The sequence below is a fragment of the Streptomyces sp. 35G-GA-8 genome, assembly GCF_023534745.1.
In the GTDB taxonomy this organism is placed as follows: domain Bacteria; phylum Actinomycetota; class Actinomycetes; order Streptomycetales; family Streptomycetaceae; genus Streptomyces.
Window position 1 is genome coordinate 1 of the sequence record NZ_JAMHJQ010000017.1, and the last position, 23,902, is coordinate 23,902.

A 23,902-nucleotide genomic window follows, 5' to 3' on the forward strand; every position below is an offset into this window, starting at 1 on the left:
GGGCCGCCCCCCTCAAAGCAGCACTTGCGGTGGAGGGGCGGGAGTCAAGGGTGACCGAAGGTCATCGGCTTGCCGACGCGACGAAGGAGCGCCCTTGACACCCGACCCGCAACCGCGAAACTCAAACCCAGGGGCGGCCCCCACCCGCATCCACACCCCCCGGCCCACCCCGACTACCCCCCGCTGTTGCGAGCCAAGTCCAGGGCGTAGTTCGCGTACCAGTCCCCGGCCTTGGGGCCGCCCTTGCAGTCGCCGTCCGACTCTCCCGGGCGCTTGATCCACAGGTATGCCTTGACCAGCGGGTCCCCGGTCTTCGTGGTGGGTTGTTCGCCGAGCGCGCGGCCGGGCGGGTTGCACCAGTTCTCGCTCGGATCGCCCTGGGTGTAAGGGCCGTTGCCGTTGCGGCTGGTGTCGATCACGAAGGGCTTGCCGCCGACCTTGGCGGACAGCCGTTTGCCGAAGTCCTTGCTCGCCGCCGTCGGGTAGAAGTTGGACACGTTCACCGAGAAACCGTCCGCGTCGGCGATGCCCGCCCGTTGGAGCGGTTCGAAGAGCGCGTCGGGGGTCTGCCAGCCGGCGTTGCCCGCGTCCAGGTAGACCGAGGTCGCCGGCTGCTGCTTGAGCCGCTGGATGGCGCCCTTGAGCAGGTCGTAGCGCTCCTCGTGGAACTGGCCCGGGGTACAGCCGTCCACCAGGTGCAATAGGGCGTCGGGCTCCAGGATCACGGTCGCGCGGCGGTCACCGATGCCCTTCGCGACCTGGTCGACCCACGCGCGGTACGCGTTGCCGTCCGAGGCGCCGCCCTTGGAGAACTGGCCGCAGTCGCGGTGCGGGATGTTGTAGAGGACGAGCAGCGCATCGCGGTCGGCCTTCTTCGCCGCTTCCGTGAAGCCCTTGGTCTGGGCCTCGGGGGTGTCGGGGCCGATCCACTCGGCGACCGGCTGTTCGGCGATCTTCCGGATCAGCGCGGCGTTCTCGGTGGCGCCCGCGCTGTCGTACGCGGCGACCTGACGGGCCGCCCTGCCCTCGGGGTTGACCCAGTACGGCGCCTCCGCCTTGGGTCGCTGGCCGATCGGCGCCGCCTTCGCACCACCGTCGGCGTCGTCACCGTCACCGTCGGACGAACAGCCCGCGAGCAGCAGCACGGCCCCCGCCGTCGCCACACCGGCCCGTACGCGTCCGCTCCCGGCGCCGCGGCCGCGGCCGGAATAACTGCCGTACATTCACTCCCCCTTGGTGCACCGTCACTGTGTCCCGGGTCCGGGGCCGCTCTCCCCCGGCCGCCCCGAGCGAGCCGGCCCGGTCGTCGCCAATCCTGGCATACCGGCCCCGGGCCGGACCGCGTCCCCGTCGGCTGTCGCCGTCAGCTGTCGCGCGGTTCGCTCACTCCCGTCAGATACGCCGAGACCACCACGTTCGCCGTGTAGGAGCCCGTCGCGCGGTCGAAGGTTCCACCGCAGGTGATCAGCCGCAGCTCCGCACGGGACCTTGTGTGCGGCCCATAGGCCTTGTGCGCGTCGAAGCGGTCCGTGCCGAGGACCCGTACGTCGTCGACGGTGAACTCGGCGGTCTTCCCGTCCACCCGGGTCACCAGGATCTTCGCGCCGCGCCGGACCGCGCTCAGCCCGTGGAACACCGCCGGTTCCGTCGTGGTGTCGGCATGGCCGACGAAGAGCGCGGCGCCCTCCGCGCCCGGCTGGACCCCGCCGCCGTACCAGCCGACCGCGCGCGGTGTCGCGTACGGCGGCGGATCGATCGCCCCGGTGTCATCGAGCCCGCGGGCCACGACGGGCGCGTCGATCCCCATCGCCGGAACCGCCACGCGCCGCGGCTCGGCCGGCGCCAGCGGGGTACGGGCCGGTGGCAGCGCCACCCTCAGCGGGCGGCCGACCGCCGCGACATCGCCGGTGGTGAGCGCGGACCAGCCGCCGGGCCCTTCACCGATGTCACGGCCCCAGAGCCAGAGCCCCAGCAGCAGGACGGCCCAGGTCAGTCCGGCCAGCAGTCTGCCGATGCCCGGGGCGGTGCTCCGGCCGGACATATCAGTCCGAGTCCCGCTCGGAGTGGCGCGAGCGCCGTGCGCTTCTGAGGGCCACGGCGACCGCGGCGACACCGGCCAGGACCAGACCGATCACCGCGTGCGGCATACCGGGCCCGGTGGCCTCGGCGGCGGATCGTGAGTCCGTGTCCACGCCACCCACGTCACCCGCGTCGTGCGCGTCTCGTGTCCCATGTACGTGATCCGCGTCCGCGGCCAGGGGCGCCGCCCCACCGCCGCCCGCGCGGACCGGTGCGACGGGACTGGCGTGGTGACCTGGCCGGTCGTGCCCGGCGGGGGCGACGACATCGAAGCTGCCCGCGCCCGCGTGACCATGACCGTCGCAGCGCACGTCGATCTCGTATCTGCCCTCCTTGACGGAGGGTCCGATGACGGTGGATCCGGTCAACGCGCCACGCGCACCCCCCGCGCCGCCTTTCAGTTGCGCCTCGGCGGCGAAGACCCGCGACACGGCGGCGCCCGAAGCGCTCGCACAGCCCTCGGCCCTGATCTCGATCTCACCGCCCGGGGCGACCGCGGACGGCGTGACCATGACCTGTACGGAGTCATGGGCCCGCGCGTCGGCGGCGCCGAGGACGGGCGCGGCCATCAGTACGGCGACCACCCCCGCGGCACGGAGAGCGAGCAACCCTGAACGCATCGTGAACCTCCTGGTACACGACAGACTCACGCGCGCCGCCGGATTTCGCATCCGCAGCGCGCGGTCACTCGCTCATACGCCGCATGGACACACTCAGACGCGGTCGATCAGATCGGCGATCGAGTCGACGATGCTCGACGGGCGGAACGGATAGCGGTCCACATCGTTGGGGGTTGTCACGCCGGTGAGCACCAGGAAGGTCTCCATCCCGGCCTCCAGCCCTGCCAGCACATCGGTGTCCATCCGGTCACCGATCATCGCGCTGGTCTCGGAGTGCGCGCCGATGGCGTTGAGCCCGGTCCGCATCATCAGGGGGTTGGGCTTGCCCGCGAAGTACGGGGCCTTGCCCGTGGCCTTGGTGATCAGCGCGGCGACGGCGCCGGTCGCGGGCAGCGGACCCTCGGTCGAAGGGCCGGTCTCGTCGGGGTTGGTGCAGATGAACCGCGCTCCGCCGTTGATCAGCCGGATCGCCCGGGTCAGCGCCTCGAAGCTGTACGTACGGGTCTCGCCGAGCACCACATAGTCCGGCTCGTGGTCGGTGAGGATATAGCCGATGTCGTGCAGGGCCGTGGTCATCCCGGCCTCGCCGATGACATAGGCCGTACCGCCGGGCCGCTGGTCGTCCAGGAACTTGGCGGTGGCGAGCGCCGAGGTCCAGATGTTCTCCACGGGCACATCGAGCCCCATCCGGGCCAGCCGGGCCTGGAGGTCGCGCGGGGTGTAGATCGAGTTGTTGGTGAGGACGAGGAACGGCTTGCCCGACTCCCGCAGTCGCTTGATGAACTCGGCGGCGCCGGGGATCGGGACACCCTCATGGATGAGGACGCCGTCCATGTCGGTGAGCCACGACTCGATCGGCTTGCGCTCTGCCACTGGACTGTTCTCCGCTCTGCGGTGGCCAATAATGCACGGTCCGACACGCTCAGCCTAACCAGCGCGTGCGGTGGACGGCACGGGGTCCCGCCCACCGCACAGGCGATCAGGATGGCGGCCGGGACGGCGGCCGGCCGGGGAGGTCCGTCAGCTGCCGGTGGCCGACTTCCAGGCGTCTATGTACGTGTCGAGGTTCTGCTCGATGTCCTTCCAGTCAGGCTCGAAGATCTCCACGCCGTCGATCAGCTTCGAGAGCGCGACGGCGTTCGCGTCGGTGGGCTTGATGTCACTCCGGGCCGGAAAACCGCCGCCGATCTCGCTGACCTGCCCCTGCGCACGCTCGGCGAGCATGAAGTCGAGGAGCTTCTTGCCGTTCTCGCTGTGCGGGGCCTTGCTGACCAGTCCCGCCGCGTAGGGCAGAGCGAAGGTGGTGGGCTTGCCGCCGTCCTTCGCCGGGAACCAGATGCCCAGATTCGGCATGGACCTGGCCTGCGCGAAGTTCATCTGAACGTCTCCGTTGGCCACCAGGATCTCGCCCTTGTCGACCTTGGGCGCGAGCTTGGACGTGGAGGACGACGGGCCGACGTTGTTGGCCTGGAGCTTCTTGAGATAGGCCATCGCCGGCTCCTTTCCGCCGAAGTCGTGCATGGCCTTGATGACCACGGCCGTGCCGTCGCCCGCGACGCCGGGCGTCGAGTACTGGAGCTTGTTCTTGTACGCCGGGTCGAGCAGGTCCTCCCAGGTCGTGGGCGCCTGCTTCAGCTCCTTGGTGTTCCGGATGAAGCCGAAGTAGTTGTTGACGACCGTGGTCCAGGTGGAGTCGGGGGACTTGCCGGCCGCGTCGATCTGCTCGGCGCCGCTCGGCTCGTACGGCTGGAGCAGCCCCTTGGCGTCGGCCTGCTGGATGAACGGAGGGAGGGTGACGAGGACATCGGCCTGGGTGTTGGACTTCTCGCGGACGGCGCGCTGGACGACCTCGCCGGATCCGCCCTCGACGTAGTTGACCTTGATGCCGGTCTCCTTCTCGAAGTCCTTGAAGACCTGGTCGTACCAGCCGTCGCCGTTCTCGCCCTTGAGTCCGTCGGCGCTGTAGACGGTGACGGACTTCTCGTCCGAGGCGGTGGAGGAGCCGCCGCAGCCGGTGAGGGAGAGCGCGAGGACCACTCCGCCCGCGATCAAGGGCAGGGTGGATGACCGCAGGACGGGCTTACACAGAACGGGCTTGCGCGGGGCGGATGTCCGCGGGGCGGGGAACGGCTGGCGAGTGAAGGCGCGCATAACGTGGTCTTCTCCTAGCGGAAAGTGGCTTTGGTACGGATACGGGAGAGGGCGAGCAGCACCAGCAGCGTCGTGCCCATCAGGACGACGGCGACGGCCGAGCCGGTGAAGAGGGAGCCGCGGTCGGTGGCGGTGAAGATCCGTACCGGCAGTGGCATCCAGTCGGGCGGATAGAGCATCATCGTGGCGCTCAACTCGCCCATGGACAGGGCGAAGCAGAGGCCGGCGGCCGCGTTGAGCGAGGGCAGCAGGAGCGGGATCCGCACCCGCCACAGCACATACGAGGGGCGGGCGCCGAGCGACGCCGCCGCCTGTTCGTACATCGGGTCCAGCCGCCGGAGGGCCGCCGACACCGACTGGTGGGCGAACGCCGTGACCAGCACCGTGTGCGCCAGGATCACGATCCAGCGCGTGCCGTTCAGCAGCAGTGGCGGCCGGCTGAACGCGACCAGTACGGCGAGCCCCACGACCACCGACGGCACGGCGACGGGCAGCATGAACAGCGCTTCGAGGGCGCGACGTCCGCGTCTTCCCAGCGCCGCTCCGGCCAGCGCGGCCCAGCTCCCGATGGTCAGCGCCAGCAGGCTGGCGGTGACGGCCGTGATCAGGCTGGTCAGCAGGGCCTGGAGGGATTCCCCGCGTACGGCGGCGCTGTAGTGCCCGGCGGTCGGCCCGGAGGGAAGCGCGCCCGACCAGTTGGTGGCGAACGACGCGGCGACCACGACGAGCAGCGGCAGCGCGAAGAGCGGCAGGAAGAGGACGAGGAAGCCGCCCCAGGCGGCCCACCGTCCCGTACGGCTATGCACCAGCACGGCGAGCCACCATTCGGTAGACGGCGTACAGCCCGACGGAGAGCGCGACATTGACGACGGCGACCACGCAGGCGGCCGGATAGTCGGATTCGAGGATCGCCTTGCTGTAGACGAGCGTCGGCAGGGTCGTGACGCCCTTGGCGCCGGTGAAGAGCACGATCCCGAACTCGTTGAGACAGAGGACGAGGACGAGACTGCCGCCGGCGGCGAGCGCGGGCAGCGCCTCGGGCAGGATCACCCGCCGCACGATCCTGGCCGGCCGGGCACCCAGCGAGGACGCCACTTCGATCTGCGCGGTGTCGAGCTGGGAGAAGGCGGCGAGCAGCGGGCGCATCACGAACGGCGTGAAGTAGGTGATCTCGGCGAGGAGCACGCCCCAGGGGGTGGTCAGGAATTGCACCGGCCCGGACGCGGCGCCCGTGAGGTCCGTCCAGGCGCCGTTGACCATGCCGACCGTGCCGTAGATGAACAGCAGCGCGAGCGTGATCAGGAAGGACGGGAAGGAGAGGAAGACATCGATGAAGCGGGCGACCGCCCGGCTGCCGGGGAACGGTACGAAGGCGATGACGAGGGCGAGCGCGAAGCCGAGGACCAGGCATCCGGCGGTCGAACCGACCGCCAGCCAGACCGTGGTGGTGAGCGCCTCGCGGAAGGCCGCGGAGGCGAAGACCTCGGTGTACGGCTCGATCGAGGTGCCGCCCGTGTCGGGCGAGAAGGACTGCTCGACGACCAGGGCGAGCGGATAGAGGAAGAAGAGCGCGAGGGCGGCGACGGGAGGCAGGGCCCACAGAAGCCTCCGGTCGCGCCGGGCCCCACGGGTCTTCCGCGGCTCGGGGTCCCGCCGCGGTGCACGGTCCTTACGCCGTTCGCCTTCCTGCCACGTCCCGCCGGCGGGTCGTCGTACGGACTCCTTCGCCGCCCCGGCGCCGGACACGGCACTAGACATCGGGGCCACCGCCCGTCGCGCCCGCGGGCAGCAGCACCGCGTCCTCGGGCGCGAAGTGCACGGTCACCTCGTCGCCGAGGGCCGGGGCCTCGCGCAGCTCCCGGACATCCGCCTTGAGCCGGTGGCCGGCCACCTCCACGTACAGCCGGTGGGTGGAGCCGCGCCACTGCACCTCGGCGACCGTGCCGCGCAGGGCGTTGGGCCCGGCACCGAGACCGACGAGATGCGGGCGTACGCAGAGGGTCGCCGTGGCACCCCGCGCCGCGTCGCCGGTCGCGACCTCGATCTCCGTACCCGCGAAGGCGACCCCGGCCGCGGCGACCGTGACGGGCAGCAGATTCGCGTTGCCGACGAACGACGCCGTGAACTCGGAACGCGGACTGCGGTACAGCTCGCGCGGGGTGCCGCAGTCCGTCAGCCGCGCCCGGTCCATGACGGCGATCCGGTCCGCCAGGGTGAGCGCCTCGACCTGGTCATGGGTGACGTACAGGATGGAGACATCGGGCAACTCGCGGTGCAGCCGGGCCAGTTCCGTGAGCATTCCGGAACGCAGCCGCGCGTCGAGGGCGGACAGCGGCTCGTCGAGGAGCAGCACCCGGGGGCGGATGGCGAGCGCGCGGGCGATGGCGACGCGCTGCTGCTGACCGCCGGAGAGTTCGCGCGGGTAGCGCCGGGCGTACGCGGCCATGCCGGTCAGCCCGAGCGCCTCGGCGACCCGGCCCGGGATCTCGCTCCTGGGGACCTTCGGGTCCCGCTGCGCCTTGAGTCCGAAGGCGACGTTCTCCTCGACCCGCAGATGCGGGAAGAGCGCGTACTGCTGGACGACCATCCCGATGCCGCGTCGGTACGGCGGCAGGTCCGTGACGTCCCTGTCACCGATGAAGACCCGTCCTGCGGCCGGCCTGACGAATCCGGCGACGGCGCGCAGCGCGGTCGTCTTGCCGGAGCCGGAGGGGCCGAGGAGCGCCATGAACTCCCCCGGCTCGACGGTCAGATCGAGGGAGTCGAGGACGGTGGTCCCGCCGTACGCGACCGACACGCCGTCGAAGCGGATGCCACTGCGCGGCGGCGCGTGCGAGACCCCGGCTTCGCGCGTGGTGTTCCTGACCGTGGGGCCGGTCATCACTGCGCCTCCGCCGCGGCGAGGGCGGCCGGCAGACCGGCGACCGAGGCGAGGACATGCGTCGCGCCGTTCGCCTCCAGCGCGTCCCGGCCATGGGCGCCGGTCAGCACGCCCGCGACGACTCGCGCGCCGGACCGAACCCCGCTGAGCATGTCGTACGACGTGTCACCCACGACCGCGATCTCCCGGACCCCGTCGGCCACGCCGGTGCGCAGGAAGGCCGCGAGCACCATGTCCGGGTACGGACGTCCGCGCCCGCCCGCGTCGGCCGGGCAGAGGGTGAGCTCCACCAGGTCCCGCCAGCCCAGCGCGGCCAGGATCGCGTCCTGGGTGACGCGGGCGAAGCCCGTGGTCAGTACGACCGTCCGGCCTTCGGCGCGCAGCTCCTCGATGGCTTCGCGCGCGCCGGGTACGGGCGCGATGTGCCCGGCGGCGACCAGCTCCCCGTAGGCCGTCTCGAAGGCCGTGTTCGCCTGCTGGGCCTTCGCCTCGCCCCCGAAGAGATGCCGGAAGACGGAGATCTTGGACTCGCCCATGGTGGCGCGCACATGAGCGAGCATCGCCTCCGGCTCGGCGCCCATCCGACGCACCGCGACCGAGAACGCGCGCTCGACGAGTCCGCCGTCGGCGACTGTGGTGCCCGCCATGTCCAGCACGACCAGCTTGATCGCGTCGGTCGCGCCTCTGGTGCCGTCGGCCGGCTGCCCCGACACGTTCGGCTTGTTCACCTTGCCCACCTCAGTCGCCTTGCTCGCCTCAGTCACCTTGCTCGTCTCATTCACCCTGCTCACCAGTCCAGTTCGTTCGCGGTCGTCTCGGCGATGGCGGGCGAGCACGTCATGCCGCGCCCGCCCGGCCCCGTCACCAGCCACACCCCGTCCCGCACCCGCTCCCGGTGCACGACCCGGGTGGTGTCGACGCACTGCGCGTACACCCCGGCCCAGCGGCGCCTGATGCGCGGCAGCGGCCGGCCGAGGAAGGACTCGACGACGGCGGAGAGATGCGCGTACGGGTCGTCCAGCAGGTCGAAGGCGAAGGGGTGCGCGTACTCATGGGTGTCGCCGATGGTCAGCCCGCCGTCCCGGCGCTGCACCATCAGCAGCTGCATCCGGTGCTCGGCGGCGACGGGGTCCTGCGCCTGGCCCGCGTTGAGCGCGTCGAGCGCCGCGCTCGCGTAGGCCGGGTAGTAGCGGAAGCTGTCGGCGTCCGCGACGGAGGTGGTGAGGTCCTCGCCGAGGGGATCGGTCTGCATCATCTGGAGGCGCACGCGGCGCACGGGCAGATCGGGCACCAGCTCACGGACGAGCCCGCTCAGCGCCGCGCCCGTGCAGAGGATGACGGCGTCGCCGGTGTGCGTCTCACCGTGGTCGTCACGGACGGCGTGCTCACCGACGACCTCGCGGACCTCGCGCCCGCCGACGTAGGTGTACCGCCCGGAGGCCAGCAGCTCCCGCTTGAGGGCGAGTTGGGCCGTACGCGGCTCGACGGCCGCGTCCCGCTCGCACCACAGAGCGGCCGTGAAGTCACCCCGGAGCGCCGGGTTGACCACCCGCGCCTCGGCGGCCGTGAGCAGTCGATAACCGCGGGCGGCGGCGTCGGGGCGGGAGGCCGCCCCTTCGGCGACGGCGAGCTCCAGCTCGGTACGTACCGGCGTCAGCGAACCGTTGGCCCGGAAGCCGAGGTCAGGGACGCGACGGCCGATGTCCTCCCACAGCTCGCGGGCCCGCAGCGCCGTCTCCAGCTCCTCGCCGCCCGCGCGGCCACTGACCCAAATCTGTCCGAAATTACGGAGAGAGGCCCCTCGCGCCTCGGTCTCGCGCTCGATCTGTACGACCTCGTGGCCGCGGTTCACTGCGTGCCAGGCGTGCATGGTTCCCACCACGCCGGCTCCTACGACGATGACTCTCACAGCGGCAACGCTCCTCGCGGGTGGTGGCCCGGAACCGTCCGGTCGGCGACCGGACGGTTAACGGGCCCTCAAGTTTGGACCAGACCCGTTATCTTTCCGTGATCGAGATAGTCATGACCGCCGTGGCGACTGGTCGCCAGTCGCCGGTTGTGAGTCGCTGGGCTTCAGTCGCGAACCGCGCCCAGGTGGGTGGTGAAGCTGAATCGGTCTCCGCGGTAGAGGGTGCGCACGCGCTCCAGCGGGTTGCCCCCCGTATCGCGCGAGACACGGTGGATCAGCAGCATGGGCAGAGCCGGCGGGGTGCCGATCAGCAGCGCCTCGCGCGGGGTGGCGAGCACGGTCTCGATCCGTTCGTCCGCGTCCCCGAAGGAGATGCCGAGCTCGTCACGGAGATAGCCGTAGAAGGACGAGTCGGGGTCGAACTCCGTGGCCAGGAAGGGCGCGCGGGCGACGGCGACATAGGTGCTCTCCAGCCCCACCCGCTCGTCGTCGGCCAGCAGCACCCGCTCCATGTGCCAGATCGGCTCACCGAGCGCCACCCCCGTCGCGGCGGCCAGCGAGGGCGGGCAGGCGAAGCGGTCGAGGGAGATGAGGTTACGGCCCGGCCGGCGGCCCTGCCTGCGTACACCCTCGGTGTAACTGGCGAGCGAGAGAGGCTGCTCCAGCTTGGGGCCCGCGACGACCGTTCCCCGGCCCTGTCTGCGCAGCCGGCCCTCCAGCAGGAGCTCGCGCAGGGCCTGGCGCACGGTCTCGCGGGAGACCTCGTACCGTACGGCGAGATCGCGTTCGGTGGGGAGCAGCCCGCCTTCGCCCAACTCCTCGATCAGGACGGCGACCCGCGCCTTGACCGCGTAGTACTTGGGGATGCGGCCGTGCTCCGGAATGCCGGAGCGGACGGGTGCGCCTGGTGCCTGGTCGTTCGGGTAGTCCACCTGGGGATGTTCGCATGGGGCGTACGGGCCCGGCCGGTCAGGGGCGCCCGGTCCGCAGCCGCCGTACGCCGACGACCAGCACGACTCCGGCCGTGACCAGGGCCGTCGCGGCGGCGATACGGCCGATGAGGTCGTTGCCGGTTCCGGCGCGGGCGAGTTCGGGCGGTGCGTCCGCCCGCTTCTCCTTGTGGCCCTTCTCCCTGTGGCCCTTCTCCCTGTGGCCCTTCTCGTTGTCAGCCACTTCCTTGTCGCTGGTTGCCCTGTCGCCGTTCACCCCGCCCGAGCCGACGGCGAAGTCGTACGTGTTGGACTCCCCCACCCAGTCGCCGTCACGGCCCCGGCGCTGCACGGTCGCGGCACTCATCACGACCCTGTTCGGGCGTGCGTCGGCGGCGAAGGCGAGCCGCGCGCTGACGGTCACGGTCCGGCCCTCCGGTACGACGAAGCCCGGGAAGCCGTCGTTGAGGACACCGACGATCTCGTCCTCGTCGGTCTTCTCCAGCGACAGCGTGCGCCACCGCCCTCCGTCGCCGGACGTCGCCGGCCTGATCTGGAGCGTGACCTGGGAGACGGCCAGCGTGCGGTCCCGGTCGGCGAGAACGACCACGGGATGGATGTACCGGCAGTCCGCGTCCGTGGTGTTGGTCAGATCGAGGAACCAGGTCCCGGGGCCGCCGCCGGGCCGGAAGCCGGCGGGCCCGCCATGGATACGGGCCTCGATCGGGAAGTCACGATCGGAGACATCGCCGCAGCGGGGCTCACGCGTCGGCCCGCGCGCCGGTCCGCGCGCCGGTCCGCGCGTCGACTCGCCCGCGCCGGAGGAGGCCGCCGTCCGGACAGTCGTCGCCTGCTCGGCCCGCGCTTCCTGGGTCAGCGCGGGCAGCGCGGGCAGCGTGGGCATCGTGGGCACTACGGTCGGCGCGATCGCGCCCGCCGCCGTGACCCCGAGGGCAAGGGTGCGCCGGAGCCTCACGAGAGGCTTGCGGAGAGGGGACGTCCCGGGCCGTATAAGGGACTCGGGTCGTATGGACGGCTTGGGCCGCATGGACGGCTTGGGGCGGATAGACGGCATGGGTCGCACGGCCTTTGCTGATCGCGTGACGGTCGGGGCGGCGTTGCCCGGCCACTGGACGAACGAGTCGGGGCCCCGCATCCCTGACGCTGCCATGTGCCGGAGGCCCGGCCCGAGCGCTGTACCCCCAAATGGATGATCAATCGAACAAATGAACTCGATCAGCCCAGCTCCGCACTCCGGCGGTGCTTGAACACCGGCGCCAGGACCAGTTGCGCGGCGCCCTCCGCGACCGGGTGCGCGCCCCCCTGGGCCGCCGCCACGGCGATGCCCGCGCCCCGGGCGCGTTCGGCGACGGCGGCGGCCACTCCCCGTACGAAACGCTCCTCGTGCGCGGCGATCGTCCGGCCACCGAGCAGAACGCGGTCGATGTCGAGCAGTCCCACGAGGTTCGCCGCCCCGGCGCCGAGTACCCGCGCGGCCTCCGCCAGATCGCCGCGGGCGACCGCCGCCAGACAGAGCGCCTCGATACAGCCGCGGCTTCCGCACTCGCACAAGGGCCCGTCGAGCTGGATGACCTGGTGACCGAACTCGCCCGCGCCGGTGCGTGCGCCGCGGTGGAGCGTGCCGCCGAGGACGAGCCCGGCCCCCAGGCCCGTACCGAGATGGAGATACACGAACGAGTCGCCGGGCCCGCGCAGCGCCAGCCCGAGGGCGGCGGCGTTGGTGTCCTTGTCGAGGACGACGGGGAGTTGGAGGCGCGCGGCGAGGGCGTCGCGCAGCGGGAAACCGTCCCACTGCGGAAAGCCGGTGACGCGCCGGGGTACGCCGGTGGCGTGATCGAGCGGTCCGGGCATCGCGACGCCGACACCGAGCAGTTCCCCGGCACGAAACTCGGCCCCGACGCGTCCGGCCCCGGCCCGCTCGGCGCCCACGCGTCCGGCCTCGACGCGTCCGGCCTCCGCCCGTACCGCGTCCACCTGTACCGCCGCCGCCTCGATCACCCGTTCCGCCCCCGCCCCGAGGTCGAACGGAACCCTGCGTACCGCCACGGGCGTGCCGGCCAGGTCCACCAGGACCGCCGTCAGTTCGTCGCGGTCCAGATGCAGGCCCATGGCGTACGCGGCCGAGGGGACGAGCCGCAGTACGGTCCGCGGCTTACCGCCCGTGGAGGCGCGGCGCCCGGCCTCCGCGGCCATGCCCTCCGTACGCAGCCTGGCCGTGATCTTGCTGACCGCCTGGGGGGTGAGGCCGGTGCGCTCGGCCAGTTCCAGCCGGCTGATCCCGCCCTCACCCGCCGTACGCAGCAGGTCGAGCACCAGGGCCGCGTTGTGGCCGCGCAGGGTCGGCAGATTCGCGCCCGCGCTCTCCCTGCCGTTCCCGCTGCCGATCCCGACCCAGTCCGTGTTCCCGTTCCCGTTCCCGTTCTCGCTGTCGTTCCCTCTGCCGTTCCCCGTGTTCACATCCGTCACATCCGCCATTGTCACTCCTGCTTGCACTTTGGCAACAGCGTTGCTTAAGTGGACGCATGACTGGTACCGGCACCCCAACGCGCGTCGGACTCGTGGGCTACGGCCTCGCGGGCTCCGTCTTCCACGCCCCGCTGATCGCCGCCACCGACGGGCTCGTACTCGACACGATCGTCACCTCCAGCCAGGAGCGCCGGGAACAGGCGCGCGCCGAGTTCCCCGGCGTACGGTTCGCGGCCTCGCCGGACGAACTGTGGCAGCGGGCGGAGGGCCTCGACCTCATCGTCATCGCCTCTCCCAACAAGACCCATGTCCCGCTCGCCACAGCCGCGCTCAAGGCCGGACTGCCGGTCGTCGTGGACAAGCCGGTCGCCGGCAGCGCCGCCGAGGCGCGCGAGCTGGCCGCGCTCGCCGAGGAGCGCGGGCTGCTGCTCTCCGTCTTCCAGAACCGCCGCTGGGACAACGACTTCCTCACGCTCACCCGCCTCGTCGCGGCGGGCGAGCTGGGCGACATACAGCGCTTCGAGTCCCGCTTCGAGCGGTGGCGCCCGCAGCTCAAGGGCGGCTGGCGCGAGTCGGGCGCGGCGGAGGAGATCGGAGGTCTGCTGTACGACCTCGGGAGCCATGTCGTCGACCAGGCGCTGGTGCTGTTCGGCCCGGCGGTACGGGTGTACGCGGAGGCGGACGCACGCCGTCCGGGCTCCGAGACCGACGACGACACCTTCATCGCGATCACCCACGCGAACGGCGTGCGCTCCCATCTCTACGCCAGCGCCACCACCGCCCAACTGGGCCCGCGCTTCCGCGTGCTCGGCTCGACGGCCGGCTATGTGAAGTACGGGCTCGACCCTCAGGAGGCGGATCTGCGCGAGGGCAGGCGGCCGGGCACGGGAACGGGCTGGGGCGTGGAGCCCGAGTCGCTGTGGGGCCGGATCGGGGCCGGGGAATCGCCGCTGACGGGCGGGGGCCACCCCGTAGAGACCGAGCCGGGCGACTATCCGGCGTACTACGCGGGGATCGCCACCGCGCTGCGCGAGGGCACCGCGCCGCCGGTGACGGCGCACGAGGCGGCGGCGGCGCTCGACGTACTGGAGGCGGCGCGGCGCTCGGCCCGCGAGGGCACCGCGGTCACGCTGGAGGTCCGCTCATGAGCGCCCCCGCGTCCAACGCACCCGCATCCAACGCCCCTGGCCCCGCACCCGCACACGCATCCAACGCACCTGCACCCGCACCCGCACCCGCACCCGCACCCGATGAAGCCTCCGCGCCCACGCCCCCCACGGTGGCCGAGCTCGAAGCGCAGGAAGCCCGGCTGATCCTGCGTCACTTCACCTATGACGACGCGTGGGCGCTGGGCGGTCTGCTGGTCGAGTTGGCGCGCGAGCGGAGCGCGCCGGTGGCGATCGACATCCGCCGGGGCGCACAGCAGCTGTTCCACTGCGCCCTGCCGGGCTCGACGGCGGACAACGACGCGTGGATCGACCGCAAGCGCCGGGTCGTGGAGCGGTACGGCGCCAGCTCGTTCCTCGTGGGCGCGCGCTTCCGCGCCAAGGGCACCACCTTCGAGGAGTCCTCCCGCCTGGACCCGGACCTGTACGCGGCGCACGGCGGCTCGTTCCCGATCGCGGTGGAGGGCGCGGGCGTCATCGGTACGGTGACGGTCTCGGGCCTGCCGCAGGCGGAGGACCACGCCATGGTGGTGCGGGCGCTGGAGCGACTGCGCGGCTGAGGAACGCGAGGGAAAGCAGAAAGGAAAAGGTACGGAACGGCCAGGCCGTTCCGTACCCGCTACCCGATACCCGGTATCTGGTATCCGGTCTGCCTCTCGCGTCAGGCGTCCTTGAACTCCTGGCGCTGCCTGCCCAGTCCCTCGATCTCCAGCTCCACCACATCACCCGCGCGCAGATACGGCTTGGGCTCCGGCTTGCCCAGCGCCACCCCGGCGGGCGTCCCGGTGTTGATGACATCGCCCGGGTACAGCGTCATGAACTGGCTGACGTACCGCACGACCTCACCCACCCCGAAGATCTGCTCGGCGGTCGTGCCGTCCTGCTTCAACTCGCCGTTGACGCGAAGCCTGAGCGCCAACGCCTGCGGGTCCGGCACCTCGTCCGCGGTCACCAGCCAGGGGCCGAGCGGGTTGAACGTTTCGCAGTTCTTGCCCTTGTCCCAGGTGCCGCCGCGCTCGATCTGGAACTCGCGCTCGGAGACATCGTGCGAGACGGCGTACCCGGCGACATGAGCCAGCCCCTCCTCGGCGGAGTCCAGATAGCGGGCCGTACGGCCGATGACGACCGCGAGTTCGACCTCCCAGTCGGTCTTGACGCTGCCCCGGGGCACGAGGACGGTGTCGTCGGGGCCGACCACGGTGTCCGGAGCCTTGAAGAAGATGATCGGCTCGGCCGGAATCTCCGCTCCGGTCTCCGCCGCGTGGTCGTGGTAGTTCAGCCCGATGCAGACGATCTTGCCGATCCGGGCGAGCGGCGGTCCGACGCGCGGCGCCGGTCCGTCGAGTACGGGCAGTTCGCCCGACGCGGCGGCCAACCGGATCCGGTCCAGCGCGGTGTCATCGGCGAGCAGCGCGCCGTCGATGTCCGTGACCAGCCCGGACAGGTCCCTGAGGGTCGTCCCGTCCTGGTCAAGCAGCGCGGGGCGCTCGGCCCCCGCCGTACCGACACGCAGCAGCTTCATGTCTGTCTCCTCTGGTCGAACATGACCCGGCCGATGGATGCGGCCACCGGCAGGGATTGGCCGATCCTCCAAGACATCCGATCACTCTGCAAGACCCTGTTCACCCCCTGGACCGCCCTCACCTCTTGGGCGTCAGGAGGCGTCACGGGGCGTCACGGGGCGTCACGGGGTAGCGGCGGCCAGTGCGCCGCCCGCCGGATACATGTCCCGGTAGAGGAAGTAGCGTTCGGCCGCCGTCCACGTCGTACTCGTCACCACGTACAGCGCGGCGGCCAGCGGCACCACGGCGACGGTGAAGAGCGTCGCGAAGGACAGCAGCGGCATCATCTTCGTCATCGCGCCCATGCCCGGCATCTGCTGCCCGTCGGGCCCCGCCGGCAGCGCGGGAGCGTGCGCCATCTGGATCTTCGTCCGGCGGAAGTTGAAGGTGGCGACCCCGGCGACGATCGCGAAGAGACCCAGATACACCAGCCCCGCGCCGCCCAGCGGACCGCCGTGCGCGAGCGCGTCCGTCCAGCGGTCGCCGAGCGGCGCGGCGAAGAAGGAATGACCGAGCAGTTCGTTCCGCTCGCCGCCGATCGTGCTGTTGGAGAAGAGGTGGTACATGAGGAAGAACGCGGGCATCTGGAGCAGGCTCGGCAGACAGCCCGAGAGCGGTGAGACCTTCTCCTTGGCGTGCAGTTCCATGAGCGCCTTCTGCATGCGCTCGGGGTTCTTGCCGTGTTTCTTGCGCAGTTCGGCGATCTGCGGGGCGAGTTTGGTACGTGCCTTCTGACCGCGGGCCGCCGCGCGGGAGAGGGGATGGATCGCCAGCCGTACGCACGCGGTGAAGAGGATGATCGCCGCGGCGGCGGCGCCCGCGCTGAAGAGCGGCTGGAGCAGATTGGCGAGTTGTTCGACCAGATTGGCGAAAACGGACATGGTGAGCCCTCCGTGGGTCTCGTCGTGCCGGATGAGATGCAGCTCGGCATGACGACCCGCGCGCGGGGGAGGGGGGTGGAGCGGGTGGCGGGAGGCGGGTGGCTGTCCTGCGTTTCCCCGCCCTGCGTTTCCTTGCTCTGCGTGCCCCTGCTCTGCGTGCCCCTGCTACGCGGCCGTCGGAAGAAGACGGCCGGGAGCTCGGGGACGGGTGCGGCCCGAGGCGTCGGGGTCCCGTTGGGGCAGGAAGGCGGTACGTTGCTCGCGGTCGCGGATGGCCGTACGTACCCGGTGTCGCGGGTGAGCGGGTACGGAGCGCGCGCTGATCAGGGCGCAGACGACGAGGGCGGAGCCCGCGGCGGCCGTGGCGGTGGCGGCGAGCGCGACGGCGGCGGAGAGACCGCCGGCGTCGAGGAGCAGGACTTCGGTGACAAGGAAGAGCAGCAGCCCGGCGGGGCGCAGCAGCCGTAGCGCGCTGCGGACCATGGCCTGCCCCTCTCGATTCGTCGTTCTCGTCGTCGTTCTCGTTCTCGTCCTCGTTCTCGCGACAGAAGCCGCTTCAGCCGTTATACACGATCGGTCTCCAGCGGCTGAAGGAGCCGGCGGGGCCGGAGCAGGGCCCGGCGTACCGGATCCCGCGGGTCCGGATCCAGCCCCGGGCCCGGCAGCATCTCGACGTCCGCGGGTGGTACGGGGACGCCGCAGGCAGGGCATTCGCCGTACGCGCCCAGTTCCGTACCGCAGGCGGCGTGCGTGAAGACCCGCAGCGGCTTCGCGCCGTCGGCGCCCCGCCCGGTGCCGTCCGCCTGCCCGGTGCCCCAGACGCTGAGTGAGCGCAGGACCGGCCAGAGGGCGATGCCGCGGTCGGTCAGTACGTACTCGTCGCGCGGCGGGGAGTGCTGGTAGCGCCGCTTCTCCAGCACACCGGCGCGCTCCAGCGCCTGGAGGCGGGCGGCGAGTACGGCGCGGGGCAGACCGAGATGGACGAGGAAATCGTTGTACCGGCGCACCCCGTAGAAGGCGTCGCGGACGACGAGCAGTGTCCAGCGCTCGCCGACGATCTCCAGCGCGCGGGCGATCGAGCACTGCTGTGTCGCGTAGTCCTTGCCCAGAGCCATGGAATCACCTTAACAAAACTTGGGTTCAATGAATGAACCTACGCTGCTAGGGTGGCCCGTGCACGCCAGGTTCATTCACTGAACCCACGACAGCGAACCGAGCCGTCAACGAGGGGACGACACCACCATGGCCCAGCAAGCAGCCCGGCAGGCCGTACGTACCGACGCGGGAAGCAGGCGCGCGCCACGGGACACCGGGGCGCCACGGGACACCGGGTCGGGCCCGCCCGTGCCCGCCACCGCCACCGCCGCCGCCCGGCCACCACGCGCGGCAGCTACCCTCGCCGTGACCAGCGCCGCCACCACCGTGGCGCTGATGAACTACACGACCCCGCTGCTCACCCTCCCGACCTTGAGCGCCGACTTCGGAACCCCGCTCTCCGCCCGCGCCTGGCTGCTGAACGGCGCCCCGCTGGGCCTCGCCGTCGTCCTGCTGATCGCGGGCAGCCTCGCCGACGACTACGGGCGGCGCCGAGTCTTCCTCCTCGGCACCGTCGCGCTCGGTGTCACCACGGCTCTCGGCGGCCTCACCGGCGACACGCTCCTCTTCACCCTCGCCCGGGTCGGCCAGGGCGCGGCGAGCGCCGCGATCATCGCGAGCAGCCTCGGGCTGCTGGTGCACGCGTTCCCCACCGGGCTCGGCCGGATCAGGGCGACGGGCATATGGGGCGCGTTCGTCAGCGCCGGGATCGCGCTGGGGCCGCTGCTGTCCGGCGGGCTGAGCGGCTTCGGCTGGCGGCCGACGTACGGCGTCCTCGCCGTGGCCGCGCTCGTCGCCGCCGGCTTCGCCGCCCGCGTACTGACCGAATCGCGCGCCCCACGCCGGGCCGGGCCCGATCTGCCGGGCGCACTCGTCCTCGGTCTCGCGCTGACCGCGCTGCTGAGCGCGCTCACTCTGGGGCGCGACGGCTGGCTGCGCACGCCCGTCCTGCTTCTGCTGCTGGCCGCGCTCGTGCTGACCGGGGCCTTCACCGTCATCGAGCGACGCGCCGCCGCGCCGATCATCGATCTGGGGCTGCTGCGGAGGCCACTGTTCCTGGCCGCGTCGACGGGCGGCCTGTTCACCGGGCTCGCCGTGATCGGTCTCATGAGCTATCTGCCCGCGCTGATCCAGCAGACCCTGCGCGTCTCGGTGCTCGGCGCCGCGTGGCTCTTCCTTCTCTGGTCGGGTACGGCGTTCCTGGTCGCCCTCCAGGCCCGGCGTCTGGCGGGCCGGGTGGCGGCCCGGCACCAGCTGGCTCTCGGATTCGGACTGCACGCGGTGGGCGCGCTGGGCATGCTCGGGGCGCTGGACGCCGGGTCCTGGGTACGGCTGACCCCGGGCCTGTTCGTGGCCGGGGTGGGCAGCGGTCTGCTGAACGCCGCGCTGCCGCGCCTCTCGGTGGAGTCCGTCCCGGCGGAGCGCGCGGCGATGGGTTCGGGCGCCAACAACACGGCCCGCTACATCGGTTCGTCGGCGGGTGTCGCGCTGATCATCGCGGTGGCCACCTCCGTGGCCGACCCGGCGCACGGCGCGGACCTGGCGATCCTGGCGTCGGCGGGGTTCACGGTGCTGGGCGCGACGGCGGTGCTGGCGCTGCGGGAGCGCCGTCCCCAGCGGTGACAGCGGAGGCACGGTCCGCAGCGGCGCTACCCGAGGCCGAAGGCGTGACCGTGACATCGAGCGAATCACTCGCGAGCACATCCACGTCCGGCCGAGGATCGCCATCGGCCTTCGTCGCCCAGGTCACCACCAGCGCGACGACGAGATTGGCGGCGAGCGCGACGATCCCCGCGTTCACCCCCCACACCGGATCGTGGCCGGTGAAGACCAGCGCGCACACCGTCCCCACCCCCACCGCCAGCCCGCTCAGCCCGCCCGCCGGCGTCATCCGCCGCCACACCAGCCCCAGCAGCACCATGGGGAGCAGCTGCGCCATCCCCTCGTACGAGATGAGGGAGAGCCGTACGAGCGTGTTGGGCGCGGCGTACGTCAGCACCAGCGCGCCCGCGCCCGCCGCCACGACGACCACCTGCGCGGCGCCCTTCTGCCTGGCCCGCCAGCGCGGTACGAGCGACAGCACGCTGCGCCCCCACATCGTCCCGATCACCAGCATGAACACGGCCATCGGCACGATGGAGGAAAGGGCAGCGGCCACCCCGATGATCCCGACCGCCCAGGCGGGCAGCGAGTCGACCACCAGCCGGAAGAGCGCGAGGTTGGAGTCGGCGCCGGTCAGCCCGGGGACGACGAAGAGCGCGGCCATGCCGAGCAGCATCGGGATGAAGAGCAAGACGTTGTAGGCGGGCAGCCAGATCGCGTTGCGGCGCAGCGCGTCGGCGTCGCGGGCGCCCAGATAGCCCGCGACGGTGGTGGGGAAGATGACGACAGTCAGCGCGTTGAGCAGGGAGGTGGTGATGAACCAGGCGGTGCCCAGCCCGCTGCCGCCCGCTCCGCTGCCGCCCGCTCCGTCGCCGCCGTGTCCCGGCAGGGTCAGCCACTCCCCCTTCTGCGCCACCAGCCGGTCGAGAAGCGGCCCGTACCCGTCGAAGTAGTGCAGCGGCACATAGACGGCGAGGAACCCCAGGGTGCCGATCACCAGTACGTCCTTGAGCACCGAGACCCAGGCGCTCCCCCGCAGCCCGCTCACCACCACGAATCCGGTGGTCACCGCGAAGGCAATGAAATAGCCCCAGTTAAGGCTTATCGCCCCGTACGAGATGGTCGAGACGACGACGCCCATGCCGGTGATCTGGAGCTGGATGTACGGCAGCAGGAAGACGGTCGCGAGCACCGCCGTCAGGGCGCCGAGCCAGGGCCGTCCGAAGCGGTGGGCGAGTATGTCCGTGATCCCCACAAGATCATGGCGGCGCGCATAGGCCCACAACATGGGGCCGACCACATATCCGACGGCGTAACCGCAGGACATATAGGCGACCACGTAGAGGACCGGTGCACCGTAGTTGTAGCCCCAGCCCGCGGCGCCCAGATAGCTGAAACTCGTATAGCTCTCGCCGGCCATCAGCACCCAGATGAAGACGGCGCCGAGACTGCGTCCCCCGACGGACCACTCGGCGATCCCGCCGCCCGTACGCCGGCGGACGGCGAGCAGCCCGAGGCCGACCGTCCCGACCATGAAGACGGCGAAGATCGTGGTGGCGACAGCCGCGTTCACTCCGCTCCCTCCCGGCGTCGCAGCCGCTGATCCCCGCGCCAGGCCAGCGCGACGGCGACGGGCGTCAGCACCGTCGCGCCGAGCAGCCACAGGGACAGGAACGGCAGCCCGAGGATCACGGGCTCCACCCGGTTCACCCAGGGCAGCGCCACCAGGAACAGCACGAAGGGAACCAGCAGCCACAGCAGATGAGGACGGTGTCGAAGCACGTCAGGACCTTAGACGAGGCACGACCGGCCACCGCCCTCCGCTCCCGCCCCGCACGGCAGTACGGTGTCCGTCATGCGCCCCGACATGCCTGCCGACCACACCACGGAAGCCGAGCGCCTGCTGCGCACCGCTGCCCAGTACCCCGAGGATCACGAGCCCCTGCTCCTCCGTGCCGCGGCCCATCTGGAACTGGCCGGCGACCGCGGTCGCGCGACCGGCCTCTACGACACCCTCCTCGCGGCCTCCCCCGACCACCCCCATCTGGTGAAGGCGCTCCAGGCCGCCAACCTCTGGGAGTACGGCCACGAGGCGGAGGCCCGCGCGATCATCGACGGCCTGCGCACCGCGGCCCCGCTGGACCCGGGCCCCTGGGAGATCGTGGCCGAGACCCTGGAGTCCCACGACGAACTCGAAGCGGCCCACGACACCTTCACGTCGGCGCTCAACACACTGCTCACCCCCGGCGAAGAGGTCCCCTACCCGGTCCACAACCTGCTGATCGGCCGCCACCGCGTCCGCCGTCTGCTGGCCTTGGACCACGACGACTGGGACGGCCTGGCGGACCGCGTCAACCCCGCCTCGGTCACCCTCGACGAACTCCACGACCCCAAACGCCTCTGGTCCCTGGGCTCCGACAACCCCGCCGAACTCCAGGCCGAGATCACCCGCCTCCGCGCCGAACTCGGCTCGTACCGCACGGCCCTGTCCCGCCCCTTCCCGGTGGCGATGCTCCACTGGCCGGCCCCGGAACTGGCCGAACTCCTCACCGCGTACCCGACCCTGGCCACCGAGTACCCCTCACACGAGGCCCACCTGTCCCACCTGGAATCCTCCCTCCGCGACCTCGCCGCCACCGGCACCCCGAACCTGGGCATCGTCACGGCAACGGTCCCGTCGTACGAGGCGTTCGCGGCCTCGGAACAGTCCTCCCCGTCCAACACGGACCTGCTCCCCCAATACGCCACCACCCTGGCGGCCCGAGGCCGAGCCACCCCTTGGCCCCCAGCCCGCAACGCCCCCTGCTGGTGCGGCTCAACAAAGGCATACAGAGACTGCCACGGCGCGGGCTAATTACTTCCCGGCCAAGGGTTTTCGGCCTACTTTCCAAGCCGGATTCCCTATGTCCCGCCTTTGCAGTACGGTCACATTCCATTCGTTGACCCTGGGCCGCTCTCGCCCCCCACACGCGGGCCCCAGCTCCGTGTGTACGAGGGAGCCTTGATGGCCTACACGCCTTCCGCCGACTGGCAGTTCGAAATCCCGACGAGCGGCAGCAAGCGCCTGCCGCCTGCTGCCCGCTACGTCGAATCCCTGACACACCAGGGATACGGATTCGAAGCAGCCATCGCGGACCTCGTTGACAACTCCATCGACGCGGGGGCGCGCAACGTCGTCGTCAGCTTCCTGCGGGACTCCGACCGCCTCGTCAGTCTCCTCGTCATCGATGACGGGCACGGAATGAACGACGAGGCACTGGACACCGCCATGACAGTGGGCGGGCGCGAAGGGTATGCCGCCACCGCGCTCGGCCACTTCGGCGCGGGCCTCAAGGCTGCTTCCCTCTCTCACTCTCAGTCGCTCACTGTCGTCAGCCGGACCAAACGCAGCCCGGCGGCCGGCCGCCGCTGGCTGACCTCCCATGCCCAGGCCGATTTCACCTGTGACATCGTCGATCCCGCTTATTGCCGGGAGCTCGTCGACCGCTACGACGGCGTCATCGAGTGGCAAGGCACGGTTGTCCGCTGGGATCAGGTACGCGCCTTCGAGACCGTGACGAGCGGCCAGGCAGACCGATTCCTGAACGACGCGATCGAAAAGCTGGAGACCCACCTCGGCCTCTACCTTCACCGCTTTCTCGCCCGTGAGGGCTTCCACGTCGACATCGTGGTCCAGGACGTGCGGACCCGCGAGGAACTGGACCATCGTGGCGTAGAGCCCATCGACCCGTTCGGCTACCGGATACCGGGCCGGTCCGGATACCCCCGTACATACACCGCCCCCATCGAGGGCGCCGGAGATGTTTCCATGACGGCACACATCTGGCCGGCGAAATCTCCCCTGGTCAGCTATCGAGGTATCGGCCCACTGGCGGAACGTCAGGGGTTCTACATCTACCGGCACGACCGGCTTGTCCAGGCGGGAGGCTGGAATGGTACCCGCAGCGCCGAGAGTCACCTGGCGCTGGCTCGTATCGCCATCGACCTGCCGTCCGGTCCCAACGATGTCTTCAGCCTCACCGTCAAGAAGGACGGGGTGACCGTCACTCCAGCCTTCGCGAGGGGACTTGAGAAGGCCACTGACGGAGGAGGCCACAGTTTCGGTTCGTACGTTCAAGAAGCGGAGTCGACCTACCGGGAAGCCGCACGCCGTGCTACGGAGCCGCAGCGAAAGTCCGTGCTTCCGGCCGGCAAGGGCCTGGATCCGAAGCTCAGGCGAACCCTTAGAGATGAGCTGCCGGAGCTGGACGGCGAAGACCCGATCACCTTCCGCTGGGACGCGCTCCCGTCGGAGGTCTTTTTCGAACTCGACCGAGACGAGCGAGTGGTCAAGCTGAACAAGGAATACCGTCACGCCTTCAACGGAGGCAGGCGAGGTGGCCTGAACGACGCGCCCGTCGTCAAGAGCATGCTCTATCTCATGGTCAACGACATCTTCCAGAAGGAGCGCGTCCGGGCCGTCCACACCGACAACGTGGCGCTGTGGAACAGCGTCCTCGTGACCGCCGCCCGTTGCGAACTCGCCCGCTGAGGAAGCTGT

The 23,902-nt window shown here is 71.0% G+C and carries 24 protein-coding genes; 5 read left to right on the forward strand and 19 right to left on the reverse strand.

Annotation, left to right across the window (positions count from 1 at the left end; genetic code table 11):
• Positions 1 to 173 precede the first annotated feature (173 nt).
• The 13 genes from M1203_RS31685 to M1203_RS31745 all read right to left on the reverse strand — a co-directional run bounded on the left by M1203_RS31685 (position 174) and on the right by M1203_RS31745 (position 13,065).
• Positions 174 to 1,223, reverse strand: coding sequence for a glycoside hydrolase family 6 protein (locus tag M1203_RS31685; protein WP_249953281.1), 1,050 nt, complete (start codon positions 1,221 to 1,223; stop codon positions 174 to 176).
• A 140-nt stretch (positions 1,224 to 1,363) separates the two neighbouring features.
• Complete coding sequence (locus tag M1203_RS31690) at positions 1,364 to 2,041, reverse strand: class F sortase (protein ID WP_249953282.1); 678 nt, start codon at positions 2,039 to 2,041, stop codon at positions 1,364 to 1,366.
• A 1-nt stretch (position 2,042) separates the two neighbouring features.
• Complete coding sequence (locus M1203_RS31695) at positions 2,043 to 2,699, reverse strand: hypothetical protein (RefSeq protein ID WP_249953283.1); 657 nt, start codon at positions 2,697 to 2,699, stop codon at positions 2,043 to 2,045.
• A 93-nt stretch (positions 2,700 to 2,792) separates the two neighbouring features.
• Positions 2,793 to 3,572 carry an HAD-IIA family hydrolase gene (locus tag M1203_RS31700; RefSeq protein ID WP_249953284.1) on the reverse strand — a complete coding sequence of 260 codons (780 nt, stop codon included), beginning with the start codon at positions 3,570 to 3,572 and terminating at the stop codon, positions 2,793 to 2,795.
• Positions 3,573 to 3,719: 147 nt separating this feature from the next.
• The gene (locus tag M1203_RS31705) at positions 3,720 to 4,850 is read right to left on the reverse strand and encodes a 2-aminoethylphosphonate ABC transporter substrate-binding protein (RefSeq protein ID WP_374404472.1); all 1,131 of its coding nucleotides are present in this window, start codon (positions 4,848 to 4,850) and stop codon (positions 3,720 to 3,722) included.
• Between the two features lie 14 nt (positions 4,851 to 4,864).
• The gene (locus M1203_RS31710) at positions 4,865 to 5,662 is read right to left on the reverse strand and encodes an ABC transporter permease subunit (protein ID WP_249953285.1); all 798 of its coding nucleotides are present in this window, start codon (positions 5,660 to 5,662) and stop codon (positions 4,865 to 4,867) included.
• Positions 5,649 to 6,608, reverse strand: a complete 960-nt coding sequence (locus M1203_RS31715; protein WP_249953286.1) for a 2-aminoethylphosphonate ABC transporter permease subunit — start codon at positions 6,606 to 6,608, stop codon at positions 5,649 to 5,651. The genes M1203_RS31710 and M1203_RS31715 overlap by 14 nt, the downstream gene beginning before the upstream one ends.
• On the reverse strand, positions 6,601 to 7,731 hold the full coding sequence (locus M1203_RS31720) for an ABC transporter ATP-binding protein (RefSeq protein ID WP_249953287.1): 1,131 nt from the start codon (positions 7,729 to 7,731) through the stop codon (positions 6,601 to 6,603). The genes M1203_RS31715 and M1203_RS31720 overlap by 8 nt, the downstream gene beginning before the upstream one ends.
• Complete coding sequence (locus tag M1203_RS31725; RefSeq protein WP_374404530.1) at positions 7,731 to 8,459, reverse strand: phosphonatase-like hydrolase; 729 nt, start codon at positions 8,457 to 8,459, stop codon at positions 7,731 to 7,733. The genes M1203_RS31720 and M1203_RS31725 overlap by 1 nt, the downstream gene beginning before the upstream one ends.
• 59 nt (positions 8,460 to 8,518) lie before the next feature.
• Positions 8,519 to 9,640 carry a TIGR03364 family FAD-dependent oxidoreductase gene (locus M1203_RS31730; protein ID WP_249953288.1) on the reverse strand — a complete coding sequence of 374 codons (1,122 nt, stop codon included), beginning with the start codon at positions 9,638 to 9,640 and terminating at the stop codon, positions 8,519 to 8,521.
• Positions 9,641 to 9,804: 164 nt separating this feature from the next.
• Entirely contained in the window at positions 9,805 to 10,572 is a 768-nt protein-coding gene (locus M1203_RS31735; protein WP_249953289.1) for a GntR family transcriptional regulator, read from the reverse strand.
• 37 nt (positions 10,573 to 10,609) lie between these two features.
• Positions 10,610 to 11,545 carry a hypothetical protein gene (locus tag M1203_RS31740; RefSeq protein WP_249953290.1) on the reverse strand — a complete coding sequence of 312 codons (936 nt, stop codon included), beginning with the start codon at positions 11,543 to 11,545 and terminating at the stop codon, positions 10,610 to 10,612.
• 260 nt (positions 11,546 to 11,805) lie between these two features.
• The gene (locus M1203_RS31745; protein ID WP_249953291.1) at positions 11,806 to 13,065 is read right to left on the reverse strand and encodes an ROK family transcriptional regulator; all 1,260 of its coding nucleotides are present in this window, start codon (positions 13,063 to 13,065) and stop codon (positions 11,806 to 11,808) included.
• Positions 13,066 to 13,112: 47 nt separating this feature from the next.
• On the opposite strand from M1203_RS31745, the gene M1203_RS31750 reads away from it, so the two are divergent.
• Both M1203_RS31750 and M1203_RS31755 read left to right on the forward strand, forming a co-directional pair.
• Complete coding sequence (locus tag M1203_RS31750) at positions 13,113 to 14,204, forward strand: Gfo/Idh/MocA family oxidoreductase (RefSeq protein ID WP_249953292.1); 1,092 nt, start codon at positions 13,113 to 13,115, stop codon at positions 14,202 to 14,204.
• Positions 14,205 to 14,335: 131 nt separating this feature from the next.
• Positions 14,336 to 14,782 (forward strand): heme-degrading domain-containing protein, encoded by a 447-nt coding sequence (locus M1203_RS31755; protein WP_374404476.1) that lies wholly within the window; start codon positions 14,336 to 14,338, stop codon positions 14,780 to 14,782.
• Between the two features lie 101 nt (positions 14,783 to 14,883).
• Here M1203_RS31755 and M1203_RS31760 read toward each other — a convergent pair whose 3' ends face one another.
• The 4 genes from M1203_RS31760 to M1203_RS31775 all read right to left on the reverse strand — a co-directional run bounded on the left by M1203_RS31760 (position 14,884) and on the right by M1203_RS31775 (position 17,780).
• Positions 14,884 to 15,744 carry a fumarylacetoacetate hydrolase family protein gene (locus tag M1203_RS31760; protein ID WP_249953294.1) on the reverse strand — a complete coding sequence of 287 codons (861 nt, stop codon included), beginning with the start codon at positions 15,742 to 15,744 and terminating at the stop codon, positions 14,884 to 14,886.
• A 162-nt stretch (positions 15,745 to 15,906) separates the two neighbouring features.
• Positions 15,907 to 16,665 (reverse strand): YidC/Oxa1 family membrane protein insertase, encoded by a 759-nt coding sequence (locus M1203_RS31765; protein ID WP_249953295.1) that lies wholly within the window; start codon positions 16,663 to 16,665, stop codon positions 15,907 to 15,909.
• A gap of 165 nt (positions 16,666 to 16,830) precedes the next feature.
• Positions 16,831 to 17,148, reverse strand: a complete 318-nt coding sequence (locus tag M1203_RS31770; protein ID WP_249953296.1) for a DUF6412 domain-containing protein — start codon at positions 17,146 to 17,148, stop codon at positions 16,831 to 16,833.
• Positions 17,149 to 17,228: 80 nt separating this feature from the next.
• Entirely contained in the window at positions 17,229 to 17,780 is a 552-nt protein-coding gene (locus tag M1203_RS31775; protein ID WP_249953297.1) for a helix-turn-helix domain-containing protein, read from the reverse strand.
• A 127-nt stretch (positions 17,781 to 17,907) separates the two neighbouring features.
• Here M1203_RS31775 and M1203_RS31780 point away from each other — a divergent pair, with 127 nt between their 5' ends.
• Positions 17,908 to 19,383: an MFS transporter gene (locus M1203_RS31780; RefSeq protein ID WP_249953298.1), complete on the forward strand. Its 1,476-nt coding sequence runs from the start codon at positions 17,908 to 17,910 to the stop codon at positions 19,381 to 19,383.
• On the opposite strand, the gene M1203_RS31785 is transcribed toward M1203_RS31780, so the two are convergent.
• Both M1203_RS31785 and M1203_RS31790 read right to left on the reverse strand, forming a co-directional pair.
• A complete protein-coding gene (locus M1203_RS31785) occupies positions 19,325 to 20,935 on the reverse strand; it encodes a sodium:solute symporter family protein (protein ID WP_249953299.1) in 1,611 nt (536 codons plus the stop codon). The genes M1203_RS31780 and M1203_RS31785 overlap by 59 nt on opposite strands.
• On the reverse strand, positions 20,932 to 21,144 hold the full coding sequence (locus M1203_RS31790) for a DUF3311 domain-containing protein (protein ID WP_240627720.1): 213 nt from the start codon (positions 21,142 to 21,144) through the stop codon (positions 20,932 to 20,934). The genes M1203_RS31785 and M1203_RS31790 overlap by 4 nt, the downstream gene beginning before the upstream one ends.
• A gap of 73 nt (positions 21,145 to 21,217) precedes the next feature.
• Here M1203_RS31790 and M1203_RS31795 point away from each other — a divergent pair, with 73 nt between their 5' ends.
• The gene (locus M1203_RS31795) at positions 21,218 to 22,216 is read left to right on the forward strand and encodes an SEC-C domain-containing protein (RefSeq protein ID WP_249953300.1); all 999 of its coding nucleotides are present in this window, start codon (positions 21,218 to 21,220) and stop codon (positions 22,214 to 22,216) included.
• 147 nt (positions 22,217 to 22,363) lie between these two features.
• Positions 22,364 to 23,893, forward strand: a complete 1,530-nt coding sequence (locus M1203_RS31800) for an ATP-binding protein (protein WP_249953301.1) — start codon at positions 22,364 to 22,366, stop codon at positions 23,891 to 23,893.
• Positions 23,894 to 23,902 lie beyond the last annotated feature (9 nt).